This is a genomic window from Neorhizobium sp. P1_A6 (assembly GCF_056406795.1).
Window position 1 is genome coordinate 14252 of record NZ_JBFTZM010000009.1, and the last position, 20087, is coordinate 34338.

The following is a 20087-nucleotide window of genomic DNA, read 5'->3' on the forward strand; positions in this document are numbered from 1 at the left end:
GGAACTTCAACCGACAGTTCTGCGAGAACTTGGCCCTTGCAGGCAAGAAACGGGTTGAATCCTTGGGCATGAGGCACGATTTTAAGGTCAATCGCAATGCGGAGGTTTCCTCATGACAATGCATCAATACCTGATTTTTGAAACTGCCGGCGGCTTCTGCGGCATCGCCTGGAATGATGTCGGCATCACTCGGTTCCAGCTCCCGACCAAAAGCGCGGATTCGACCGAAAAGCTGCTGCGCCGCCGGTTACCGGAGGCCCAGCCGGGCACGCCTCCGGCCGAAGTGCTCGAAGCTGTCGACGCCGTGAAGCGGTATTTTGCCGGCGAGGAAGTCGATTTCTCGAAGGTCAGGCTGGATCTCGATGGTCAGGACGACTTCTTCAAGCAGATCTATGCCGCCGCCCGCCGGATCGGCTGGGGGCATACGACGACCTATGGCGCAATTGCCAAGCAGCTTGGCGCCGGTCCCGAGGCCGCCCGCGACGTCGGCCAGGCAATGGCCAAAAACCCGGTGGCCCTGATCATACCCTGCCACCGCGTGCTTGCCGCCGGCGGCAAGATCGGCGGTTTCTCGGCTCCTGGCGGCTCGACTTCGAAATCCCGCATGCTGGAGCTCGAGGGTGTACGCCTGACACCGCCGGAACCGGCGCAGCAATCGATGGGGTTCTGAAACATCCTTTCCCGGTCATCTATCAGGGCGGGTATAAAAACGACGCATGGGTTTGCGATTGTAATATTCCTGCGAATTTGATCTGCTAGGAAATGGTCAGAGGGTAGGGGATGGCCATGTCCAGGATCGTCAAGGTGAAGGCGTGGTGCAACAACGAAGTCGGCTATCTTGCCTGGCGGACTGACGGGATCATCAAGGATTGTCTCGGGTTCATGATAACCCGGATCCACTTCGATCTTGCCGGCAATGAAGTTGCAAGGCGTGTCCTGCCTGCATGGGTCGCTTTCGACACGCAGTCCAATCCGAAGGGCGAGGAGCAGGATACCAGCGTCTGGCCCATCCAGAAATTTTCCTGGCGCGATCTTACGCTTCGCCGCAGCCGCAACGAGACGGTGCTGCGGGAAGGGGAGTTCAAGGTCCGCTACGAGGTCGTACCGGTAGGCTTGGCCGGTCCGGGGCGCTCGCCGGTGCCGCTTTCGGCGACTGCGCCCTTTCTCGACGATGCCGGAAAGCCTCGCTACAAAGGTGACCCGATCCCTCTCTTCTTCTGCGGGGAGCCCGTTTTGACCGATGAACTGCTGGTGACCGGCCGCTTTGGCAAGGCCACGGTGGCATTCAACAACGGCATCCTGTCGACCCAGAATCTGAGGAAGCAATTGGAGACCCCCGATGGTAAGACGCCATCGAAGAGCGAGGTTCTCAGACGCATTGCGGATCGGCGCGATCCCCTGCGGTGGTTCCTGGGCGGCGATGCACTGAAGACGGTCAAAGGTTTCTTTGATCTGGCGGAGAAGCTGGACGCGGATATCTATCTGGCGCTCTACGAACTTCACGACGAGGAACTGATCGACCTCATCGACATCCATCATGCCCGTATCCACCTGATCCTTTCGACTGCCGGCAAGTCGGAAGACGGCAAGACCTGGGATACGACCAACGAGGCTGCACGCGCCAGATTGCGGGCCAAGCTTGGTGACCGTCTGCAGAACCGGATGTTCAACAACAGCAAACATATCGGCCACAACAAGTTCGGCGTGCTGGTCTCCAGGACGGGCGAGCCCATTACCGTGCTGACCGGCAGCACCAACTGGACGTCGACCGGTCTTTGCGGCCAGACGAACAATGCGGTGATGATCGAGGACATGAAGCTCGCCGAGATCTATCTCGGCTATTGGCAGCGACTTTTGGCCGACGTGATTCCGGAGCCGGCTCCGCTGAGCAAGCCGAATAATGTCGATCAGGGGCCCCAGCTGCGTGCGGATGGAGCGACCCCGCATCCTCTCGATATTGCTTCGGTGGCCCCGTCGGCGAAGGCGGCAGCCTGGTTCTCGCCCAACATGTCCAAGGTCAGCGTTCCGCGCCAGAATCCGGCGACACCTCCGGACATGCAGGAGGTCTTCGACCTGATGCGGGGCGCCAAGCAAGCTTTGCTGTTCCTGAGCTTCTATCCAGCCCAGCAAGGCCGCAACAGCATCATCGGCGAGGCGGTCAAGATCGCCGCCGAGAAACCCGACCTGCTCGTGCTGGGAGCCATCAGCGCGCCACAGGCGATGCCCAATTACGAAATTCCGATCCGGGAAGACGACGCCGACGAGGAAGACGGGGCTACCAAGGCGCCGGCGCCTTCCATCTATCAATTGAAGGGTGCACCCCGCGTGATGATGGTGAGGGCGAGCGCCATCCGCGACCTGATCGGGGATTTCCAGCGCGAATTGCTGACGGCGGGGACTGCGATCATACACGACAAGATCGTGGTGATCGATCCGCTGTCGCAGACCGATTGTGTCGTGATCACCGGCAGTCACAATCTCGGTTTCAAGGCGTCCTATGCCAATGACGAAAACATGCTGATCATCAAGGGCGCCCCGCAGCTCGCGGCCGCCTATGCGGTGCATGTCCTCGACGTCCAGGACCATTACCGTTACCGGGCTGTCCTCGAGGAGCAGCGCAAAAAGGCGCTGCTGACCGGTGCAACTCCACCGAAAGCCTCGACCGGGCATGGTTTTCTCCACACTGACGACGGCTGGCAAGAGCCTTATTTCGATGGGCGCAAGGGCGACGAGCTACGCTATTTTGCCCGCTGACGCGTGATCCCGGTGCCCCCGGGCAGAGGCAAGAAACGTGAACGCCTCAATGCGTCAGGAATTTGTAAGCGACATAAGCGACGATCAGCACCGCCGCGACCGCCATTGCGATCAGGCCCAGCCGCTTCTCGATGAAATGGCGAATGTCCTCGCCGTAACGGCGCAGCAGCCAGGCGAGCAGGAAAAAGCGGGCGCCGCGGGTGACGATCGCCGAGACGACGAACAGGCCGAGATTGATATGTGCCACCCCGGACAGGATCGTCACCACCTTGATCGGCGGCAGATGCGCGAAGCCCGACGTCACCAGCATCAGCACCACGGCTTCATACGTGATGCCGGCCTTGAGCTCGTTGAAGGTGTCGAGCTTGCCCCAGAACTGAAGGATCGGTTCGGCAAGCGCATCGAAGGCGAAATAACCGATGCCCCAGCCGGCAATGCCGCCGAGCACGGAAAAAACCGTGGCGATCAGTGCATAGCGCCAGGCACGCTCCGGCCGGGCAAGCGCCATCGGCAGGAACAGCACGTCGGCCGGCACCAGGAAGACGGAGCTTTCGACGAAGGCGATGATAGCAAGCCATACCGCCGCGGATTTGCGGGCGCTGAGCGCCATCGTCCAGTTATAGAGGCTGCGAAGCATAAATCAGGCGTCCTGTACGTTTTGGTAACCGGCAGCGTGTGCCGCCTTTATGAATTTGCGAACGAAGGTAACAAATTTCTCGCACCTTCCGCGACCATCAGGCCGGGCTCGTCATAGACGTCCTTCGACAGTGCAGCAACAAGCGCCTTCAGCGCCTCGCGACCTCGGGGAATGTTGGGATTGTGTTGGATCTAATCCGTCGCGTAGAGGAATTCCGCTGCCGACGCATCATGACGTTGGAATAGCGAGGTCATCGCCTTGATCACGAGCGCCTTGTTGCGCTGGGGACGATCATCGGAGACGCGATCCGGTCGCCGAGTGACCGCAAACGGCCCGGGTGACGGATAGCCGGGCTGAGCCGGCTGCAGTCGCGGGTAGCGCTGGAGGAATGGTCATTGATCATGCCGGCCGCCCTGCATTCAGGCATGGGCGGCCATCTTGTGAAGCGGGGATGACGCAACTCGATATGCAGCCAGCATGTTGGCGCCGGATCGCTCAAGTCTTTCGTCACCCCCGCTCAGATCATCCTGCGTTGCTTGGCACGGGGGTGTTGAGCAGCTGCTGCTCCCAGAGATATGCGATGCCGCTGCCGCTCATGTGCGAGATGAGCACTTCGGTCAGCTCTTCGACGTGTTCGGTGCGAGCCCAGTCACGCTGCCATTCGCCAGCCAGAGCCATCCAGGTCATCATGTTGACGCCGGCCGCAATCATCCGCTGTATGGCGACCTGGTGAGACTCGGTTGAACTTCCGCCCGATGCGTCGGTAATTACGGTCACGTCCCAGCCTTCGCCGGCTGCCTGAATCGCTGGCATCGCTACGCAAACTTCGGTCCATAGGCCTGCGATGATCAATTGCTTGCGGCCGGTCGCCTTGACCAGGTCCACCACTTTCTCGTCCTCCCAGGTATTCACCCAGGTCCGGTCGATCACTTCCTGCCCTGGGAAGACGTCGGTGATTTGCTTGAAAAGCTTGCCACCGCGATCCGCGATCACGCTGGTGAGGATCGTCGGAACATTGAAAGCCCTTGCCAGCTTTGCCAGCGCGGTCACATTGTTGACGACAGCCTGCGGGTCGTGGCTGTTCAGATTGGTGAGCTGGTAGGGCTGGTGGTCGATCAGAACGAGTACTGAATCTTCGGGACGAAGAAGCGAAGCAAGGCCATTACGAAAGGTCATTGTTACATCCTTTGCTGCCGTGTGAGCGGCATTGGTTTTTCAGAGACATGTGCCAGGGGCACGTTGCCCGACTATTGCCGTTCCTATCCAAGTTGCGGTAGTCCCCTTTGGCGGTAAGCCGTGTCGCGAAATAAGGAACGCTGATTTGGACATTGAAGAGCTGCAGACCTTCGTAGAAGTTGCTGATGCTGGAGGCGTTTCCGCGGCTGCGCTCCGGCTCGGCGTCTCCAAGTCGATCGTCAGTCGTCGGCTAATCCGGCTTGAAGCGGAACTTGGCGTCCAGTTGCTTGCACGAACGACCCGGGGCGCCGCTCTCACGGAAGCCGGCGCCACTTTCCGAGACTATGCAGCCAGAGTTTGCGCCGAGATCGACGTTGCCAAGGAAACAATCCTGCCCGCCGGTGACCTTCGCGGCCGCTTGCGAGTTGCCGTGCCGCTTTCCTTCGGACCGACCCACTTCGCTCCCATCCTTGCGGAAATGGCGCGACGCCACCCCCGGCTCCAAATCCACACCTGCTACAGTGATCGCTTCGTCGATCTCATCACGGAGGGATACGATTGCGCGATACGAGTTGGCCTATCTTCAGGACTCCAACCTGGTCGCAAGGCGCGTCGGACCGATCTATGGGAAGCTCGTCGCGAGCCCGGACTATATCAAGGCGCACGGGTCGCCCGAAACGCCGGAGGAACTCGTCGCTCACGAGGCCCTCATGCAGGGCACCGAAGCCTGGCAACTCATGGATGGCGACAAGATCGTCACGGTTCGTCCGCAAGGTCGCTTCAAGGCTGACAACGGCATAGCTCTCGTTGCCGCCGCGACAGCGGGACTCGGCGTCGCTTACCTGCCCGATTACCTTACTCATGAATATATAGCTTCCGGTGCGCTCATGCCGGTCATGACGCGTCATCCACCACCCCCGGCCGGTGCATATGTCATCCGCCCGCCAGGTCAGCATCCCGCACGGAAGATACGGGTCCTCACCGAATTGCTGATTGAGTATTGCGAACCGGCTCCGCACCTCGCAGGACCTGCCCCTGTCTGAGTGGCGCCGCGGGCCGATCATCTCGCTCACAAGAAAGCGACGCGTTGAATCAGGTCCGCATCTGACGGTCGATGGTCGCCCTCGTTGATCGGCGCTCCACTCGTGCGGCGAGGCCATCAAGAATCAGCTTTAGCCCTTCTTCGAAAGCGGCTTCGTGATCTATCTGCGGAACCCCGATCAAATCGTCCGCAGTTGCGCCGAGACCGGCCTCGGCCTGTTCCTCGAGCACGCTTCCGACGGTGAAGCGGCTGGACGCGAGCATCGCCATCTGAGCGTCCCGCTCGGGCAAACCGGACGCGACCAGGAAGGCCATCTTGTGCGCGATCCGATCGATGTCCGCCACACCGGGGCGGCTGCCCGCGTGGAGCTTTGCGCCATCGCGGCGCATCAGCAGCGTTCGCCGGAAACTGCGCGTGTTGTCGAGGAACCAATCACGCCAATCGTCGGCTGGCCTTGGAAGCGGAGCGGTCGCGTGGGGCGCCATCGCAGTCTCGGCCATGGCGGCGAGCAGTTCCTCCTTCTTGCGAAAATGCCAGTACAGCGACGGTTGTTCGACGCCGAGCCGCTTCGCGAGTTGTCTCGTGCTGATGCCCTCAAGACCAACCTCATCGAGCAGATCGAGCGCTTCGGCAATTACGGTTTCACGAGTTAGCTTAGCCATCTTGACAATCTATCGCTGATAGGGAATTTCGTAAATCAGCCTATCACTGATAGATTCGAGTTGCGCACATGAAAATTGAAACTGAAAATCGCTCCCTCAAGATTCTTGTCTGCGGTGGAGGGATTGCGGGTCCGGCCTTGGCCTATTGGCTCACCCGAAGCGGCCATGAAGTCGTCGTAGTCGAGCGGTTCTCAAACCTCAGGGCCACGGGTGCGCAGGTGGACCTGCGCGGTCAAGGCATCGAGGCCGCCAAGCGCATGGGGCTCATCGGCGCCATCCGGAGCAATCTTGTCGATGAGGCTGGCGTCTCGTTCGTCGACTCCCAGGGTCATGCCAAGGCGACGATTCTGGCCAACACATCCGGTCGCGGCGCGCAATCGCTCACGTCCGAATACGAGATCATGCGCGGCGATGTCGTGCGCATTCTCCATGACGTGACCAGGGATGACGTTGAATACGTCTTCGGCAAGACCGTGGAGCGGTTCGAGCAGGACGACGAGAAGGTTTTAGCTCACTTCTCCGACGGCACCTCTGACACCTTCGATCTGCTGGTCGGAGCGGATGGTCAGGGATCGCGCATTCGCAAGGGTATCCTGCCGCCGGATGCAGCCGACCCTTACCTGCGAATGGGCATCCACATGGCCTATTGGTTCATCCCACGCACACTGGCCGACGACGGCAACATCCGCAATACATTCCTCGCTCCTGGCGGCCGGATGATCATGCGACGGAGCCATAATCCGACGGAAACGCAAGTCTACTTCGTGCTCAGGGAAAGCTCCGAAGAAGCATCGGCCATTCACAGGGCGCCGTTGGATCAGCAAAAGCAATTCTGGATAGAGCGGTTCCGGGACGCCGGCTGGCAGACCGATCGATTCATCCAGGGCATGATGACGACGCCCAATTTCTACTCTCAGGAAGTGGTGCAGGTCCGCACAGACACCTGGTACAAGGGTCGCGTGGTTCTCGTTGGCGATGCCGCACATTGTGCGTCCCCGTTCAGCGGCATGGGCGTATCCGGCAGCCTGGTCGGAGCTTATGTCTTGGCGGGTGAGATCAATCGCAATACGGGAGATCTCGCGCGAGCCTTTGCGCTCTACGACAAAACGCTACGGCCCTTCGTCAACGAAATCCAGAACGTAAACCCATCGTTCCTGCGCCTGGGGATGCCCAAGACGCGATTTGGGATAAACGTCTTTCTTTCCGTGACGGCCTTGGCCGCACTGTTCCGCATCCCGGACCTGGTCGCCAGATTTTCGTCGGAAGACAGGGACGGCAGCTGGCTTCTGCCCGAATATACGGAGCTGCATCCGGCCCATCAAACTGCGCTACCGGGTTAGGTGAGAACTCAGGATGCAGGCCGTGATTGCGCCACACCGGAAGGAGTTTCCTTTCGAAGATCGATCGCCTCCGGGCCCAGCGGTCGTGCCGCCTAAGCCAGTCGATATAGTCAGGAACGGCCTGCTCGACGTCGAATATCGGCTTGAAGCCCCTGTCTTTCTGAAGCCGAGCAATGCCGAGAGAGTGGTCCGGGCGGCGATCGGGATTCCGGCCAGCCGGACGTGCGATGTCTGCGCCGGGAATGGCTTTGCTGATGGCTCCTCCGTGGAAGCGATCAGATTAGGCTCTGGCCGCCGTCGATATGCAGCGTTTGGCCTGTCGTGAACTCGCTCTCCATGGCGTAGACATAGGCCAGCGCCACATCGGCTGGCTTCGCGATCCGCCCGACCGGGAGCCGCGTCGCCATGCTCTCGAAAAGGCTGGATTTATTCTCGCCGGCCAGTTCGGTGAACATGGGTGTATCGACCCAGCCCGGCGACACCACGTTGACCCTTGTCGGCGCCAGTTCCAGCGACAGCGCATGCGCCAAATAGCTGAACGACCCGGCGATGGCTGCCACGACCGATCCGCCGGGAACCGGCGGCTTGTCCTTGTTGATGCCCGACGTGAAGGTCATCGATCCACCCTTCTTCAAGGTGCGGACTGCGTACTTGGCCACCAGGACCGCGCCCACCAGCTTGTTGTCGATGAAGCCGCGAACGACATTCAAGTCGGTGTCCCCGATGGGGTAGCCGGGCGGCGGCGTTCCTGCCGTCGAGACAAGATGATCGAGGCCGCCGATTCCTGCGAACAGGCGAGCGATCTCTGCCTCCTGGGTCATGTCGGCTGCGAAAGTGCTGATTTTGCCGGCTGCTGCAAGCGCCCGTTCGGCTGCTTGCAGCTTCTCCTGCGACCGGCCAACGATCACCACATCGGCGCCTTTGTCCAAAGCCGCAGTCGCAACGCCGAGACCGATGCCGGAGCTGCCGCCGATGACGAGAATTCTCTTGCCCATAAGCGTCGCCATGGGTTCCTCCATATCTGAAGTGGTGCTGTGAAGTCGGGCGCGACGAGGGCGTCGCTAACCCTGGTAGGCGCGTTCGAGATCCGCGATGATGATCTTCTTCATCCTGTACATGGCCTGCATCACCCGCTCCGCCTTGTCCTTATCCGCGTCGGCGATCATCTTCAGCAGGATGGCGGGTGTGACCTGCCAGTAAACGCCGAACTTGTCCGTCAGCCATCCGCAGGGCTGCTCCTTGCCGCCGTCGGCGATCAGAGCATTCCAGTAGTAGTCGGTTTCTTCCTGATCGCCTGTTTCGACGAGAAACGAGAACGCCTCGTTATACGGCACGCGCGAGTTGGCATTCAGCGCGGCGATCTGCAGGCCGCCGAGCTCGAACCGCACCACCGACAGTTCCGGGTTGGGCAGTTCGGTGCGTGCAAGGAGCCTGGAGTCCTTGAACACGGATCGATAGAATTCCATGGCCTCTTCTGCCTGGCCATTGAACCAGAGATGGGGGTAGATGTTCATGATCATTGTCCCTCGATGATGGCTGGCGAAGCGGTCGGCGGGCTATGGCTGCCGCAGGACGACGGTTCCGTCCCAGTCGCGCTCGAAGCCGATGTCTTCAAGGCTGTGATCCGAAAAGCGGCCGAGACGCCGCATGTCGGTTCGATGCCGGATCACCAGAACCTGGCGCGTGGCCAGATCGCGGGCCGCACCGATCAAAGCGACGATCGCATTGATTGGCCGATGCCCGCGTTCGCTTGCTGCCGATCCATGAAAGATATCAAGCGATGCGTGAGTAACACTCATGGTCTTAATCCTCTTCAGTGGCGTTTCCCAGCCTGGTCGCCGTCGCCTTTGCGTTGTTGATGGAAAGGAGTTTGCTTCTTTCCCTGCTGGACGACAAACGACTAATAGTGCATGATTTGTGATCAGTGCTCACAGGTCATCATGCCAAGAAAGCTCCCCCCGTTGACCGCTCTGCCCGCCTTCGAGGCGGCGGCTCGCCATCTGAGTTTCACCAAGGCCGCGGAGGAACTCTTCGTGACCCACGGCGCCATCAGCCGGGCGATCAAGAACCTGGAACAGCAACTCGACGTAACGCTGTTCGATCGGGGGACGCGTTCGGTCCGGCTGACGGCGATCGGAGAGCCCTATGCGCGCGCGGTGCGCGAAGCGCTCGATCACCTGGCAGCGGCCACGAGCATTGCGACGACGCGCCGCTCCGACACGACATTGACTGTGAGCACGTCGGGCGGCTTTGCGGGCAAATGGCTCGTGCCGCGCCTCTATCGCTTTCATCGGGCACACAGCGAGATCGACGTGCGTGTCTCGACAACAGGCACGCTGACCAATTTTTCAGGCGATGGGATCGATATCGCCATTCGTTATGGCGGAGGCGACTATTCAGGACTGACGAGCGAATTCCTGGCCGGCGAAGATGTGTCGCCGGTTTGCAGTCCACGACTCATGGCCGGCAAGCACCCGTTGCGGACACCCGAGGATCTCAAATATCACACCCTTATTCGCGACGGCTATCCGATCGATTGGGCGGCCTGGCTTGAGAGCGCAGGCGTGACGGGCCTAGACCCAAACGGGGGGCTGACCTTCGATTCCTACACCTTCGCGATTGAGGCGGCGGTTCAGGGCGAAGGCGTCGCGCTTGGCCGGACCATGCTTGTGGAAGGCGACCTCGCAGCGGGGCGGCTGGTCCGCCCGTTCGAACATGCGTTGAAGGCCCAATCCAGTTTTTATCTCGTTTACCCTCCCGATGCGATCCGGCAGCGCAAGGTGAAGGCGTTTCGGGACTGGCTTTTTTCCGAGATGGGTGAAGACGGATAGCCTGTAACTAGTCCGGGCCGCATCGTTCTCGATCCGTCGCGGCTTGTCCCGCCAAAAGTGGAGCGTACGCGGCGAGCCTGCGGGATATGAACTCCGTGAAGAGCCGCACGCGTTTCGTCTTGCGGGTCTCCCCGTGTGTGAGAAGCCAGAGCGTTCCGTACATGTGCAGGTCGGTGCCCGGCACCCTCGCCAGGTGGGGGTCGGCATCTCCGACGAAGCATGGCAATGTCGTGATCCCGAGCCCTTGCCGTACGGCAACGACCTGCGCCTCCGCGTCCGTGACCCTGAATGGAACCCCTGTGGTTCGAACCTCACCCTCGCTGGCCCAATCCGGAACTCCATGAATGCTGATGACGATCCACCGGATGGGATCAGGCGCGCCCGCACGCCATGCGGCCAGTCGATCGCGGGACATGTAGACGCCGCCGAACACCTCCGATCCCTTCAGGCCGTGAAGATTGAGTGGCAGGGTTTTGCGGTCGTAGACGACGCGGATCGCCACGTCGGCCTCTCGGTTGGTCAGATTTGCCAGCTCGCCGGACGACAAGATTTCCACCTCGATGTCGGGATGCAGACGCGCGAAGTCGGCGAAGTCGGGCATCAGCAGGTGTGTCGCCAGCGGCGGAGCCAACGTCACCCGCAGAAGCCCGCGCACGCTCTGGTCGCGCCCGAAGACGCGCGTCTCCAACTGGTGCGACGACGCTTCCATCTGGTTCGCCAGCTCGAGGACCTCCTCGCCCGCAGCCGTCAGGCGGTAGCCCGAAGGCAGCTTTTCGAACATCTGCGCACCGAGGCGTTCCTCGAACTGTGCAATGCGTCGCAGCACGGTCGAGTGATACACCCCGAGGTCCTCAGCGGCAGCCCGCACTGAGCCTCCGCGCGCCACGGCAAGAAAGTAGCGAATGTCATCCCAGTCGATCATGGTGCAATCCCGCACCGCCTGGCGCGCCTTCCAAAGCCTGTCTCCAACGCGTCGTATAGCAATACGGCCGGCCGTCAAAGCATATATAGGCAAGCGTGGCCTAATTCCGAACGGCAGGCGCCGATCGTCGCGATTGGCGCCTGTCGTCCAGCCGGATCGGTTTTGCACCACCGATGTGCGCGCTTCCACACTCAACAACAGGTCCCGGCGGACCCATTTCGAGGGTCTCGGGGGCATCCCCGAACGACCAAAGGCAGAGCCTAAAAGGAGAAGTCATGGGAAAGCTTGAAGGTAAAGTTGCAGTCATCACCGGCGGATCGAGCGGCATGGCGCTGGCAAGCGCCAAGCGATTCGTTGAAGAAGGCGCCTATGTTTTCATCACGGGCCGGAAACAGGAATCGCTGGACGAGGCCGTCAAGCTGATCGGCCGGAACGTAACCGGCGTGCGTGGTGACGCGTCCAATCTCGACAACCTCGACCRCCTGTTCGATATAGTCAAACGGGAAAAAGGCAAGATCGACATACTGTACGCGAGCGCTGGCTGGGGCGAAGCCGTCCCACTGGGCGAGATTACCGAGCAGCATTTCGACGCGACCTTCAACCTGAATACGCGGGGCACGCTATTCACGGTTCAGAAGGCGTTGCCGCTGTTCAACGATGGCGGATCGATCTTCATGACCGGGTCAGTTGCTTCGCTGAAGGGTTTTCCTGGTTACAGCGTGTATGCGGCGAGCAAGGCGGCCCTGCACGCGTTCGCACGCGGCTGGCTCAACGAACTCAAGGGCAGGAATATCCGGGTGAACGTGCTGCACCCGGGGCCGATCGCCACGCCGATGCAGGACCAGGTTCTCACCGCCGAGGCGAAGCAAATGTTCGAATCCTTGATCCCACGGGGAACGATGGGTCGTCCTGAGGAAATTGCGGCGGCCGCGCTGTTCCTTGCTTCAGACGATTCGAGCTTCGTGAATGGGTTGGAGTTGTCAGTCGACGGCGGCTTCTCGGCCATCTGAATTCGCGCCGGATCGCGGGAGGCGGCTGATCGGCGGGAACTAGCGTGTCCATGGTGAAATGACTTCCGCGTTGAACGGTCGGTCCGGCCGCTAGGAAGTCGTTCACGACTGGACGTCTACGCAAAGGTCGGCGCACGGCAACCCGGCGTCGTTGAGTGCGGAGAATCAATGTCAACACAGGAGAAACATTATGAGCTACGCAATTATAGGATTCGGTGCCGTAGGCCAGGCTCTCGCCCGTGCCTTCGCTCGTAGAAATATCGAGGTGGCCGTCGCGAGCCGCCGTCCGCCCGAGGCGTTGGCGCCGCAGGCTCGGGCGATTGGCCCCGGGGTCGTCGCCAAGCCGCTGCCGGATGCAGTCGCGGCCGACACAATCATCCTGGCGGTCCCGTTTGGGGAGCATCGCGAGGTTGCGAAGGTCCTGCCGAGCTGGGAAGGCAAGACAGTCATCGACGCGACGAATGCGTTTGGACTTCCCCCTGAGGAGCTGGACGGCCTCCCGTCCTCCGCCTTCGCTGCGAAGTCGTTCACCGGCGCCAGGTTCGTGAAAGGTTTCAATCACCTGATTGCGGCCACCCTGGCTGCCGATCCGATCGTCGAGGGCGGGCACCGGGTCGTCTTTCTGTCGAGCGACGACCAGGACGCGATCACTCCCGTGGCGGATTTGGCCAAACAGCTCGGGTTCGCACCCGTCAAGCTCGGAAAGCTCAACGAGGGTGGCGCGCTGGTGCACGCACGCGGCCGCACTTGGGGCCAGCTCATCTTCCAGGATTTGTTCAAGAAGGAGCAGTAATCGATCTAGGACGTGTGATCGGCGCCGAACACTGGTCGTAGTGAAAGGTGGCCAATGTTAAGGCGGCTCTGTCGCTGTGGCCGCCTATTTTTTCGCGAGCAATTCGTCCAGGATGCCGTTCAGCGTGGCCAGTGGCGTACCGGTGGCGGGAAGCTGGCGGACGCTAGTGCCATCGAGGTAGAGCAACGTCGGGTAAGAAGATACCTGCAGGGTTCGGGTCAAGGCGAAATCCGCTTCAGCCTGAGCTTGTGCCGTGCCATCGGTAATGGATTGCAATAGATTGCCCTCATCCAGGCCATTTGCGGACGCTATGGTGGCGATGGTGTTTGGCTCGGAGAGGCTGAGACCATGAGTGTAAAATGCCGCCTGCAGTTGCTTGGCCCAGTAGGCGGCGCGATCGGGAGCCTGGGCCCGCAGGGCGGCCATGGCCGCTCCGGCAGCACCTGAATCCATTTCGAAGGAGCCTTCTTCGACGATCTTTCTGAAGGCGGGGCCAAATTCGGCGCCGGTTAGACTGATAATCCTCTTGGTGGCTTCTGGGACGTGGGTCAAATGGGAGATGGGAACAATCCGGCTCCCCATGAAAAGACCACCGGAGATGGCGGTGAACTTTATGCGATCGCGGTTTGATTGTTCAAACTCGCTTATGCGTTGGGAAAAGCCCCAGCACCAGCGCAGTATGCGTCGAAAACGTAAACTACGGACTTTTCTTTAATGGAATGCATGTCTGGTTTCCGCTAAGTCTTTGAATTCAGATTGGCGTGAGGCCACTGCAAACGATACCGAGGCGTTCTTTCCGATTTGGCGCGCGCACTGGTGACCGCAAATCCGAGAGCGGCTGCTCAAGCTGACACTCGGGCAAGTTTGAGCTTGAACCTTAGGCCGCCCTCGGATCTGTTCATTTCAGCGGAGCGTTTGCCCCAGCCACTGACCGATGTCACGAGGACGCAGACCCAGCAAGGTCTGTGCGCTGGTTTCTGCCGCGATGACACTGTCGGGGGCCTGCCACAAGGCGTCATAGAGCGCGACGACGCCGTCGGCCGCGTCGCCATACATCGGTTTGATGCGTTCGCCGAGTTCTTGCGGCGTCATCGGCTCGAAGCTGACGGCATGACCGAAATATTCGGCAAAACCAGCGGCCAGGTCTTTGCCAAGCAAACCGGGGACGTGACCAAGCCCCACCACTCCAGAGACATTGTGGTCCGTCAGGAGACGCTCGATGACCTCGGCCATGTCAAGGTGGGAGCTCCATGACACGCTGAAATCGTCGCGGATTGGATAGCGCAACACCCCTTCCGACCGCACCGCATCAATCACGAATGGCAGCAGGAGGTTCTCGAGATAAAGCCGCGGCGCCACGATCGCATGTGAAACACCGGACTCGCGAATGCCGCGCACCAGCGTCATGACGGCGCTCCCTTCGGTGCCAGGCAGATCCACGGGCGCCCCGCTAGACAGGACCACAACACGCGCTGGCTTTGCCTCGTTGACGGCGGCCACGATGTTTTGGGCATACTGGACGCGCTGCGGTTCAGCGGCCACCGGAAGATGCACGAACACCCCCTCGGCGCCGCGATAGGCGGCGACCAGAGAATTCACCGACGCATAATCAACGGCGACGGCAGAGCCATCGCTGATGTTGGCAGTGTTGCGAACGACCGCAATGGTTTTTTTGCCGGTAGCGAGAAGGCGGGCATGAAGCGGCCTGCCCTGCGCGCCGGTGGCGCCATGGATAATGTAAGACACGTTGTTCTCCTTGACAAAATCGACTTATCGGGCGCACTAGTGCAATCTTTACATCAGTTACGTCAAATGCACTAATGGAAGAAAATGCGATGTGCGGAAAAAAACTGCCAGAGTGTGGCGTCGAGAGATTCCTCGTCGTTCTGGATGGGCCATGGGCAACGCTAATCATTCGCGAATTGCTTGAAGGCCCTCGGCGTTTTACCCAGATTCGCGCGGCACTAGAGGGCATCAGTGCCCATACACTGACCCATCGCCTGCGCCGATTTGAACTCTATGGTCTGGTGACGCGCACCGCCTATGCGGAGACACCGCCACGGGTAGTCTATCAACTGACGCCGCTGGGGATGTCCCTGCGAGACATTCTGCTTTCGATGAAAGATTGGGGGGATTCGCTTTCTGACGATGTGCTCGACCCCGCCCAATCGGAGGAAGCCGCATAGCGAGAAGGTCAAGACCCGCGGGGCGCAAGTTCGAAAGCCGACGTAGGAGACAGAAGGGCATCCGCCGAGACGATCCCGCGGCCGGTTCGTAAGGCATCGCGGAACTAGCCATAGTCGAAGGCGCTCGACAAGGAATGCTGGTCGCGACCGCCCCACACCAGGCACAGCCGGATTTGATACAAACCCTCGGAATGTGACCTCTGCGGTCCGAGGGTTTGTATCATTGGAGCCTACGCTAATGCCGGCTGATCCCAATCATCGCAAATTGAGAATTATCGGCTACTTTTGCTGTGCCGGTATTGCCTACAGCGCGATATCTTAGCCTATTTTACTCCACAGCACGCCCCTACTCCCACTCGATCGTGCCGGGCGGCTTGCTGGTCACGTCGTAGACGACGCGGTTGATGCCGCGGACTTCGTTGATGATGCGGGTGGCGGTGCGGCCGAGGAAGTTCATGTCGTAGGGATAGAAATCCGCGGTCATGCCGTCGACCGAGGTGACGGCCCGCAATGCGCAGACGAAGTCGTAGGTGCGGTAGTCGCCCATGACGCCGACGGTCTGCACCGGCAGCAGCACGGCAAACGCCTGCCAGATTGTGTCGTAAAGGCCGGCCTTGCGGATTTCGTCGAGATAGATCGCGTCCGCCTTGCGCAGGATGTCGAGCTTTTCGCGGGTGACACCACCCGGGCAGCGGATCGCAAGGCCCGGACCCGGGAAGGGATGGCGGCCGATGAAGCTCTCCGGCAGGCCGAGCTCGCGGCCGAGCGCGCGCACTTCGTCCTTGAACAGTTCGCGCAGCGGCTCGACCAGCTTCATGTTCATGCGTTCGGGAAGGCCGCCGACATTGTGGTGGCTCTTGATGGTCACCGAAGGCCCGCCCGAGAAGGAAACGCTTTCGATCACGTCCGGATAGAGCGTGCCCTGGGCCAGAAATGCCGGAGAGCCCTTGCCGTCGGCGGCGATCTTTGCGGCTTCCGCCTCGAACACCTCGATGAACAGCCGGCCGATCGTCTTGCGCTTCACTTCCGGATCGGAAACGCCGGCAAGCTGGGTCAGGAACAGGTCGGACGCATCCACATGGACGAGCGGGATATTATAGTTGTCGCGGAACATGCCGACGACCTGCTCGGTCTCACCCTGGCGCATCAGGCCGTGGTCGACATAGATGCAGGTCAGTTGGTCGCCGACCGCCTCGTGGATCAGGACCGCCGCAACCGAGGAATCGACGCCGCCGGAGAGGCCGCAGATCACCCGTTCCTTGCCAACCTGTTCACGGATCTTGCGGATCATTTCGGCGCGATAGGCGGCCATGGTCCAATCGGACTTCAGCCCGACGATCTTATGCACGAAGTTGGAGAGCAGCTTGGCGCCGTCGGGCGTATGCACCACTTCCGGGTGGAACATGGTGGTGTAATAGTGCCGGCTTTCGTCGGCCGCGATCGCAAAAGGCGCATTTTCCGACGTCGCGATCACTTCGAAACCGTGCGGCAGCTGGGTGACGCGATCGCCGTGGCTCATCCAGACCGGATAATGCCCGCCCATTTCCCAGAAACCGTCAAACAGCGGGCTCGCCTTTTTGATCTCGACGTCGGCGCGGCCGAATTCCGCCGCATGCCCGCCTTCGACGACGCCGCCGAGCTGGGTGCAGAGCGTCTGCTGGCCGTAACAGATGCCGAGGATCGGAACCCCGCTGTCGAACACCGCCTGCGGAGCGCGCGGGCTGCCTTCGGTGGTCACCGATGCCGGGCCGCCGGAGAAGATCACGCCCTTGGGCTGGAGTTTCTCGAATGCTGCGCCCGCGTGCTGGAAGGGGTGGATTTCGCAGTAGACGCCGGCCTCACGGATGCGACGCGCGATGAGCTGCGTCACCTGGCTGCCGAAATCGATGATAAGAATGCTGTCGGGATGAGCTATCTGGGTCATGCCGAGCCTTTAAAGAAACTTCCCCTTTCTGGCAACGGGGAATGAGGCGAAAATCGCGCCTTCAGAGGACGATGGCGCCATCCTCCAACCCTTCGAACAGGCTGTCGACCGCATCTGCCAGCTTTTTGTCGATCACGTGCAGGTATTCGGTCCAGTCGCCGACATGCTTCAGCTCATCCTTGCCGTCGGAAATGCCGCGCAGGCCGATCAGCGGAATCTCGAAAAGCTGGCAGCAGCGCAGCACCGCGAATGTCTCCATGTCGACCATGTCGGCACCGACGAGATCGTAGGCGGCGCCGGAGACGATATTGCCGCCGGTCGACAGCGAGGCTTGTCTGACACCCGGGATGAGCAAGGGGAGCGGGATGATCGCCGGATGATCGAGGAAGGGCGTGCGGCCTTTCTCGAACCCGAGCGGCGAGGCGTCCATGTCGCGATAGGCGACTGACGAGGCCTGGTAGATTTCTGTCTGCTCGAGGTTGCGGGAACCGGCCGAGCCGAGCGAGACGACGAGATCGGGCAGGTCGTCTGTCGCTTCCAGCCTCGTCAGCGCATGGGAAAGCACCACGGCTGCCTCGACCGGGCCGACCCCCGTCATCAATGGCTTGATGCGGGACTGGAGCGCCGGGCCGTATTCAGCGTCGACCGCCATCACGAAGAGAATGGACTTGCCGCCGGCAAGGCTCGGCTCGCCGAGGGGAAGAGAAGAAGTCATCCGGTTACGTCCTCTCGGCCGCGGATCACCATCATGGTGCCGGTCATGGAAGCGATGAGTTTGGCGGGGCCGTCGCCGATCGCATAGGCGCGGCCATCGGCGACTATGATCGTCGAGCCCGGCTTGGTGATTTCGCCGCGGAACAGAAAACGTTCACCCCGGCCAGGCGACATCAGGTTCACCTTGAATTCAATGGTGAGGATCGAGGCGTCCGGTTCGATCACCGTATAGGCGGCATAACCGCAGGCGGCATCAAGCGCTGCAGAAATCACGCCGGCATGCAGGAAACCGTGCTGTTGGGTAAGCTTGATGTCGAAAGGGAGCTCGATCTCGACTATCGCCTGTTCGACACGTGTCAGCTCTGCGCCGAGCATCCCCATCGCGCCCTGTCGGGCGAAGCTCTGGCGCACCCGCTCGCGGAAGTCGCCCGTATCTTTCCCGTTCATGTTCCCGCCCCTTTCGCAGTTGCGAAATTGGCATGGCCGGCGATGTTCGGCAAGCCGTACGATGGAGCGTACTTAATTCATCAGAACGATCGACAGGTTGAGGAGCGTCGCGAAGGCGACCCAGAGTGCATAGGGCACGAAAAGCCACGCAGATTTGCGGTTTTCCCGCCAGCTTGCGCCGATGAAAAGCAGGATGGAGATCAGCAGCGGCACGATGACGACGAGGCCGAGAACGGGGCTTTGCAGGCCGAAGAAAGCCGGCGACCACAGGAGGTTGAGCGCGGCTTGTATGGCAAAGAGAACGAGCCGGCGGCCGTTGTTCTCGTCATACCAGGTTTCGGAAAGCACGACCCCGATCAGGACGTACAAAACCGTCCAGACGGGAGCGAAAATCCAGCTCGGAGGATTGAAGAATGGTTTGTCGAGCGATTGATACCACTCGCCAGGCTGGTTGCTTGCGCCGCTCAAGGCGCCGAGTGCGACGCAGGCGACGATGAAGGCGATCATAACGACGTTCTTGCTCATCCCGCCGCAATTAGGGCGCTCCGGCAGCCAGGAAAGGTCAGCCCAGCCGGACGATGTGCTGGTCCCAGGCAACTTGGCTGCGTGTCTGGTTGAACCGCCCGTCATAGGAGGAAACGGCAACGCCATGCGCGGCGGGCGCGACGCCGGCGGCCTCGCGGACGGTTTCTTCCTTCAGCACGGCCCCGGTTTTCGCGTCGAGGGTGACTGCGGCCCCGCCGATCGGCGAGGTGAGGCCGACGACGCCGTCACGGCGGTTGACGGCGATAGCGCCGACATAATTGCCAAGCCGGACGGTCGTTTTCTCCGGCAGCGAGACGAACGAAAGGTCCTCGCCCTTGGAGAACCAGCCGGCAAGCGGCGGCAGCGCGTTACGCGCACCTTCCCACTGACAGGCGAACCAGATGCGGCCGTTGTCAGTGATGTCGAGATGGCGGGTGGAGAGCTGTTTCAGCGAAGCGGGCAGGCGGTGCCGCTGGATAAGGGCGCCGGTCTTCGCATCGAGCAGAACCAGCGACGGTTCCATGCGGTCGACATTGAGCTTGGTGCGCCCGAAATCCGGATGGGTTTCGATGCCGCCATTGGCGATGACCAGCAGCTTTCCGTCGTCGGAGACGGTCATGTCATGGGTGCCGATGCCGTGCGCGTCGAACTCGGCGATGCGGCGGAATTTGTCCCGGGCGTCGTAGACGCCGATCATGCCGCGATTGCCATCGAAATCGTTCTCGCTGGCATAGAGGAAGCGGCCGTCCGGTGAAAAATGGCCGTGACCGTAAAAATGCCGGCCTTCCGGCGAGGTGATCATGATCGGCTCGGCCTGTCGTGATGGATCGAAGACCATGGCAAACGTGCCGGGACGGCGGGCAAAAGCCACAGCGCGGCCGGTGGCGGTGCTATAGGCCATGCCATGGGCGCGGGCGGGAAGGGCGACGCGGTCGATGATCTCGCCGCGTTCGGAAACGGTGGCGACGCCGAACGAGCCATCCGGCGCCTTGAAGCCGGAGGCATAGACCGCATCTGTGCGTTCGAGCGCCATCAGCGAGCGCGGCGCAAGGGCGGTGGTGAAAATGACACCCGCCGCTTTCAGAAAGCCGCGCCGGTCGATGGCCTCGCCGCGCCACATGGTC

21 protein-coding genes and 1 pseudogene are annotated in these 20087 nt (G+C 61.0%); 8 read left to right on the forward strand and 14 right to left on the reverse strand.

Annotated elements, in window-relative coordinates; translation table 11 throughout:
• The first annotated feature begins 112 nt into the window (after window positions 1-112).
• Together AC1D3C_RS18400 and AC1D3C_RS18405 are read left to right on the forward strand one after the other, a co-directional pair.
• Window positions 113-670: a methylated-DNA--[protein]-cysteine S-methyltransferase gene (locus AC1D3C_RS18400; RefSeq protein ID WP_477483888.1), complete on the forward strand. Its 558-nt coding sequence runs from the start codon at window positions 113-115 to the stop codon at window positions 668-670.
• 116 nt (window positions 671-786) lie between these two features.
• Window positions 787-2754: a phospholipase D-like domain-containing protein gene (locus AC1D3C_RS18405; protein ID WP_477483889.1), complete on the forward strand. Its 1968-nt coding sequence runs from the start codon at window positions 787-789 to the stop codon at window positions 2752-2754.
• 46 nt (window positions 2755-2800) lie between these two features.
• On the opposite strand, the gene AC1D3C_RS18410 is transcribed toward AC1D3C_RS18405, so the two are convergent.
• Together AC1D3C_RS18410 and AC1D3C_RS18415 are read right to left on the reverse strand one after the other, a co-directional pair.
• Window positions 2801-3391, reverse strand: a complete 591-nt coding sequence (locus AC1D3C_RS18410) for a YqaA family protein (protein ID WP_477483890.1) — start codon at window positions 3389-3391, stop codon at window positions 2801-2803.
• Window positions 3392-3913: 522 nt separating this feature from the next.
• Window positions 3914-4567, reverse strand: coding sequence for a hydrolase (locus AC1D3C_RS18415; protein ID WP_247031629.1), 654 nt, complete (start codon window positions 4565-4567; stop codon window positions 3914-3916).
• Window positions 4568-4712: 145 nt separating this feature from the next.
• On the opposite strand from AC1D3C_RS18415, the pseudogene AC1D3C_RS18420 reads away from it, so the two are divergent.
• Window positions 4713-5610 (forward strand): annotated as a pseudogene (locus AC1D3C_RS18420) (LysR family transcriptional regulator).
• 49 nt (window positions 5611-5659) lie between these two features.
• Here AC1D3C_RS18420 and AC1D3C_RS18425 read toward each other — a convergent pair.
• A complete protein-coding gene (locus AC1D3C_RS18425) occupies window positions 5660-6271 on the reverse strand; it encodes a TetR/AcrR family transcriptional regulator C-terminal domain-containing protein (RefSeq protein WP_477483891.1) in 612 nt (203 codons plus the stop codon).
• Window positions 6272-6339: 68 nt separating this feature from the next.
• Here AC1D3C_RS18425 and AC1D3C_RS18430 point away from each other — a divergent pair, with 68 nt between their 5' ends.
• Complete coding sequence (locus AC1D3C_RS18430) at window positions 6340-7611, forward strand: FAD-dependent monooxygenase (protein ID WP_477483892.1); 1272 nt, start codon at window positions 6340-6342, stop codon at window positions 7609-7611.
• Window positions 7612-7886: 275 nt separating this feature from the next.
• On the opposite strand, the gene AC1D3C_RS18435 is transcribed toward AC1D3C_RS18430, so the two are convergent.
• Genes AC1D3C_RS18435 through AC1D3C_RS18445 form a run of 3 tightly spaced genes read right to left on the reverse strand, consistent with a single transcriptional unit; the run spans window position 7887 to window position 9410 of the window.
• Window positions 7887-8618: an SDR family oxidoreductase gene (locus AC1D3C_RS18435; RefSeq protein ID WP_477483893.1), complete on the reverse strand. Its 732-nt coding sequence runs from the start codon at window positions 8616-8618 to the stop codon at window positions 7887-7889.
• A gap of 54 nt (window positions 8619-8672) precedes the next feature.
• Window positions 8673-9125, reverse strand: coding sequence for a VOC family protein (locus AC1D3C_RS18440; protein ID WP_038549972.1), 453 nt, complete (start codon window positions 9123-9125; stop codon window positions 8673-8675).
• Window positions 9126-9167: 42 nt separating this feature from the next.
• The gene (locus AC1D3C_RS18445; protein ID WP_477483894.1) at window positions 9168-9410 is read right to left on the reverse strand and encodes a hypothetical protein; all 243 of its coding nucleotides are present in this window, start codon (window positions 9408-9410) and stop codon (window positions 9168-9170) included.
• Window positions 9411-9551: 141 nt separating this feature from the next.
• On the opposite strand from AC1D3C_RS18445, the gene AC1D3C_RS18450 reads away from it, so the two are divergent.
• A complete protein-coding gene (locus AC1D3C_RS18450; protein ID WP_477483895.1) occupies window positions 9552-10442 on the forward strand; it encodes a transcriptional regulator GcvA in 891 nt (296 codons plus the stop codon).
• Between the two features lie 7 nt (window positions 10443-10449).
• On the opposite strand, the gene AC1D3C_RS18455 is transcribed toward AC1D3C_RS18450, so the two are convergent.
• Window positions 10450-11364, reverse strand: coding sequence for a LysR family transcriptional regulator (locus AC1D3C_RS18455; protein WP_477483896.1), 915 nt, complete (start codon window positions 11362-11364; stop codon window positions 10450-10452).
• A 275-nt stretch (window positions 11365-11639) separates the two neighbouring features.
• On the opposite strand from AC1D3C_RS18455, the gene AC1D3C_RS18460 reads away from it, so the two are divergent.
• Window positions 11640-12374, forward strand: coding sequence for an SDR family NAD(P)-dependent oxidoreductase (locus tag AC1D3C_RS18460; RefSeq protein WP_477483897.1), 735 nt, complete (start codon window positions 11640-11642; stop codon window positions 12372-12374).
• Window positions 12375-12564: 190 nt separating this feature from the next.
• A complete protein-coding gene (locus AC1D3C_RS18465; RefSeq protein ID WP_477483898.1) occupies window positions 12565-13167 on the forward strand; it encodes an NADPH-dependent F420 reductase in 603 nt (200 codons plus the stop codon).
• 84 nt (window positions 13168-13251) lie between these two features.
• On the opposite strand, the gene AC1D3C_RS18470 is transcribed toward AC1D3C_RS18465, so the two are convergent.
• Both AC1D3C_RS18470 and AC1D3C_RS18475 read right to left on the reverse strand, forming a co-directional pair.
• Entirely contained in the window at window positions 13252-13749 is a 498-nt protein-coding gene (locus AC1D3C_RS18470) for a hypothetical protein (protein ID WP_477483899.1), read from the reverse strand.
• 321 nt (window positions 13750-14070) lie between these two features.
• Window positions 14071-14913: an NmrA family NAD(P)-binding protein gene (locus AC1D3C_RS18475; RefSeq protein ID WP_477483900.1), complete on the reverse strand. Its 843-nt coding sequence runs from the start codon at window positions 14911-14913 to the stop codon at window positions 14071-14073.
• Between the two features lie 74 nt (window positions 14914-14987).
• On the opposite strand from AC1D3C_RS18475, the gene AC1D3C_RS18480 reads away from it, so the two are divergent.
• Window positions 14988-15353: a winged helix-turn-helix transcriptional regulator gene (locus tag AC1D3C_RS18480; protein ID WP_477483901.1), complete on the forward strand. Its 366-nt coding sequence runs from the start codon at window positions 14988-14990 to the stop codon at window positions 15351-15353.
• A 346-nt stretch (window positions 15354-15699) separates the two neighbouring features.
• Here AC1D3C_RS18480 and guaA read toward each other — a convergent pair whose 3' ends face one another.
• The 5 genes from guaA to AC1D3C_RS18505 form a co-directional block, all read right to left on the reverse strand.
• On the reverse strand, window positions 15700-17277 hold the full coding sequence (guaA, locus tag AC1D3C_RS18485; RefSeq protein WP_247136159.1) for a glutamine-hydrolyzing GMP synthase: 1578 nt from the start codon (window positions 17275-17277) through the stop codon (window positions 15700-15702).
• A gap of 61 nt (window positions 17278-17338) precedes the next feature.
• Window positions 17339-17992 (reverse strand): 5'-methylthioadenosine/S-adenosylhomocysteine nucleosidase, encoded by a 654-nt coding sequence (locus tag AC1D3C_RS18490; RefSeq protein WP_477483902.1) that lies wholly within the window; start codon window positions 17990-17992, stop codon window positions 17339-17341.
• The gene (locus AC1D3C_RS18495) at window positions 17989-18438 is read right to left on the reverse strand and encodes a PaaI family thioesterase (protein ID WP_038548484.1); all 450 of its coding nucleotides are present in this window, start codon (window positions 18436-18438) and stop codon (window positions 17989-17991) included. Before AC1D3C_RS18495 ends, AC1D3C_RS18490 begins: the two co-directional genes overlap by 4 nt.
• A gap of 72 nt (window positions 18439-18510) precedes the next feature.
• Complete coding sequence (locus AC1D3C_RS18500; protein WP_038548487.1) at window positions 18511-18963, reverse strand: TspO/MBR family protein; 453 nt, start codon at window positions 18961-18963, stop codon at window positions 18511-18513.
• Between the two features lie 37 nt (window positions 18964-19000).
• Entirely contained in the window at window positions 19001-20083 is a 1083-nt protein-coding gene (locus AC1D3C_RS18505; RefSeq protein ID WP_477484027.1) for a DUF1513 domain-containing protein, read from the reverse strand.
• Between the last annotated feature and the right edge of the window lie 4 nt (window positions 20084-20087).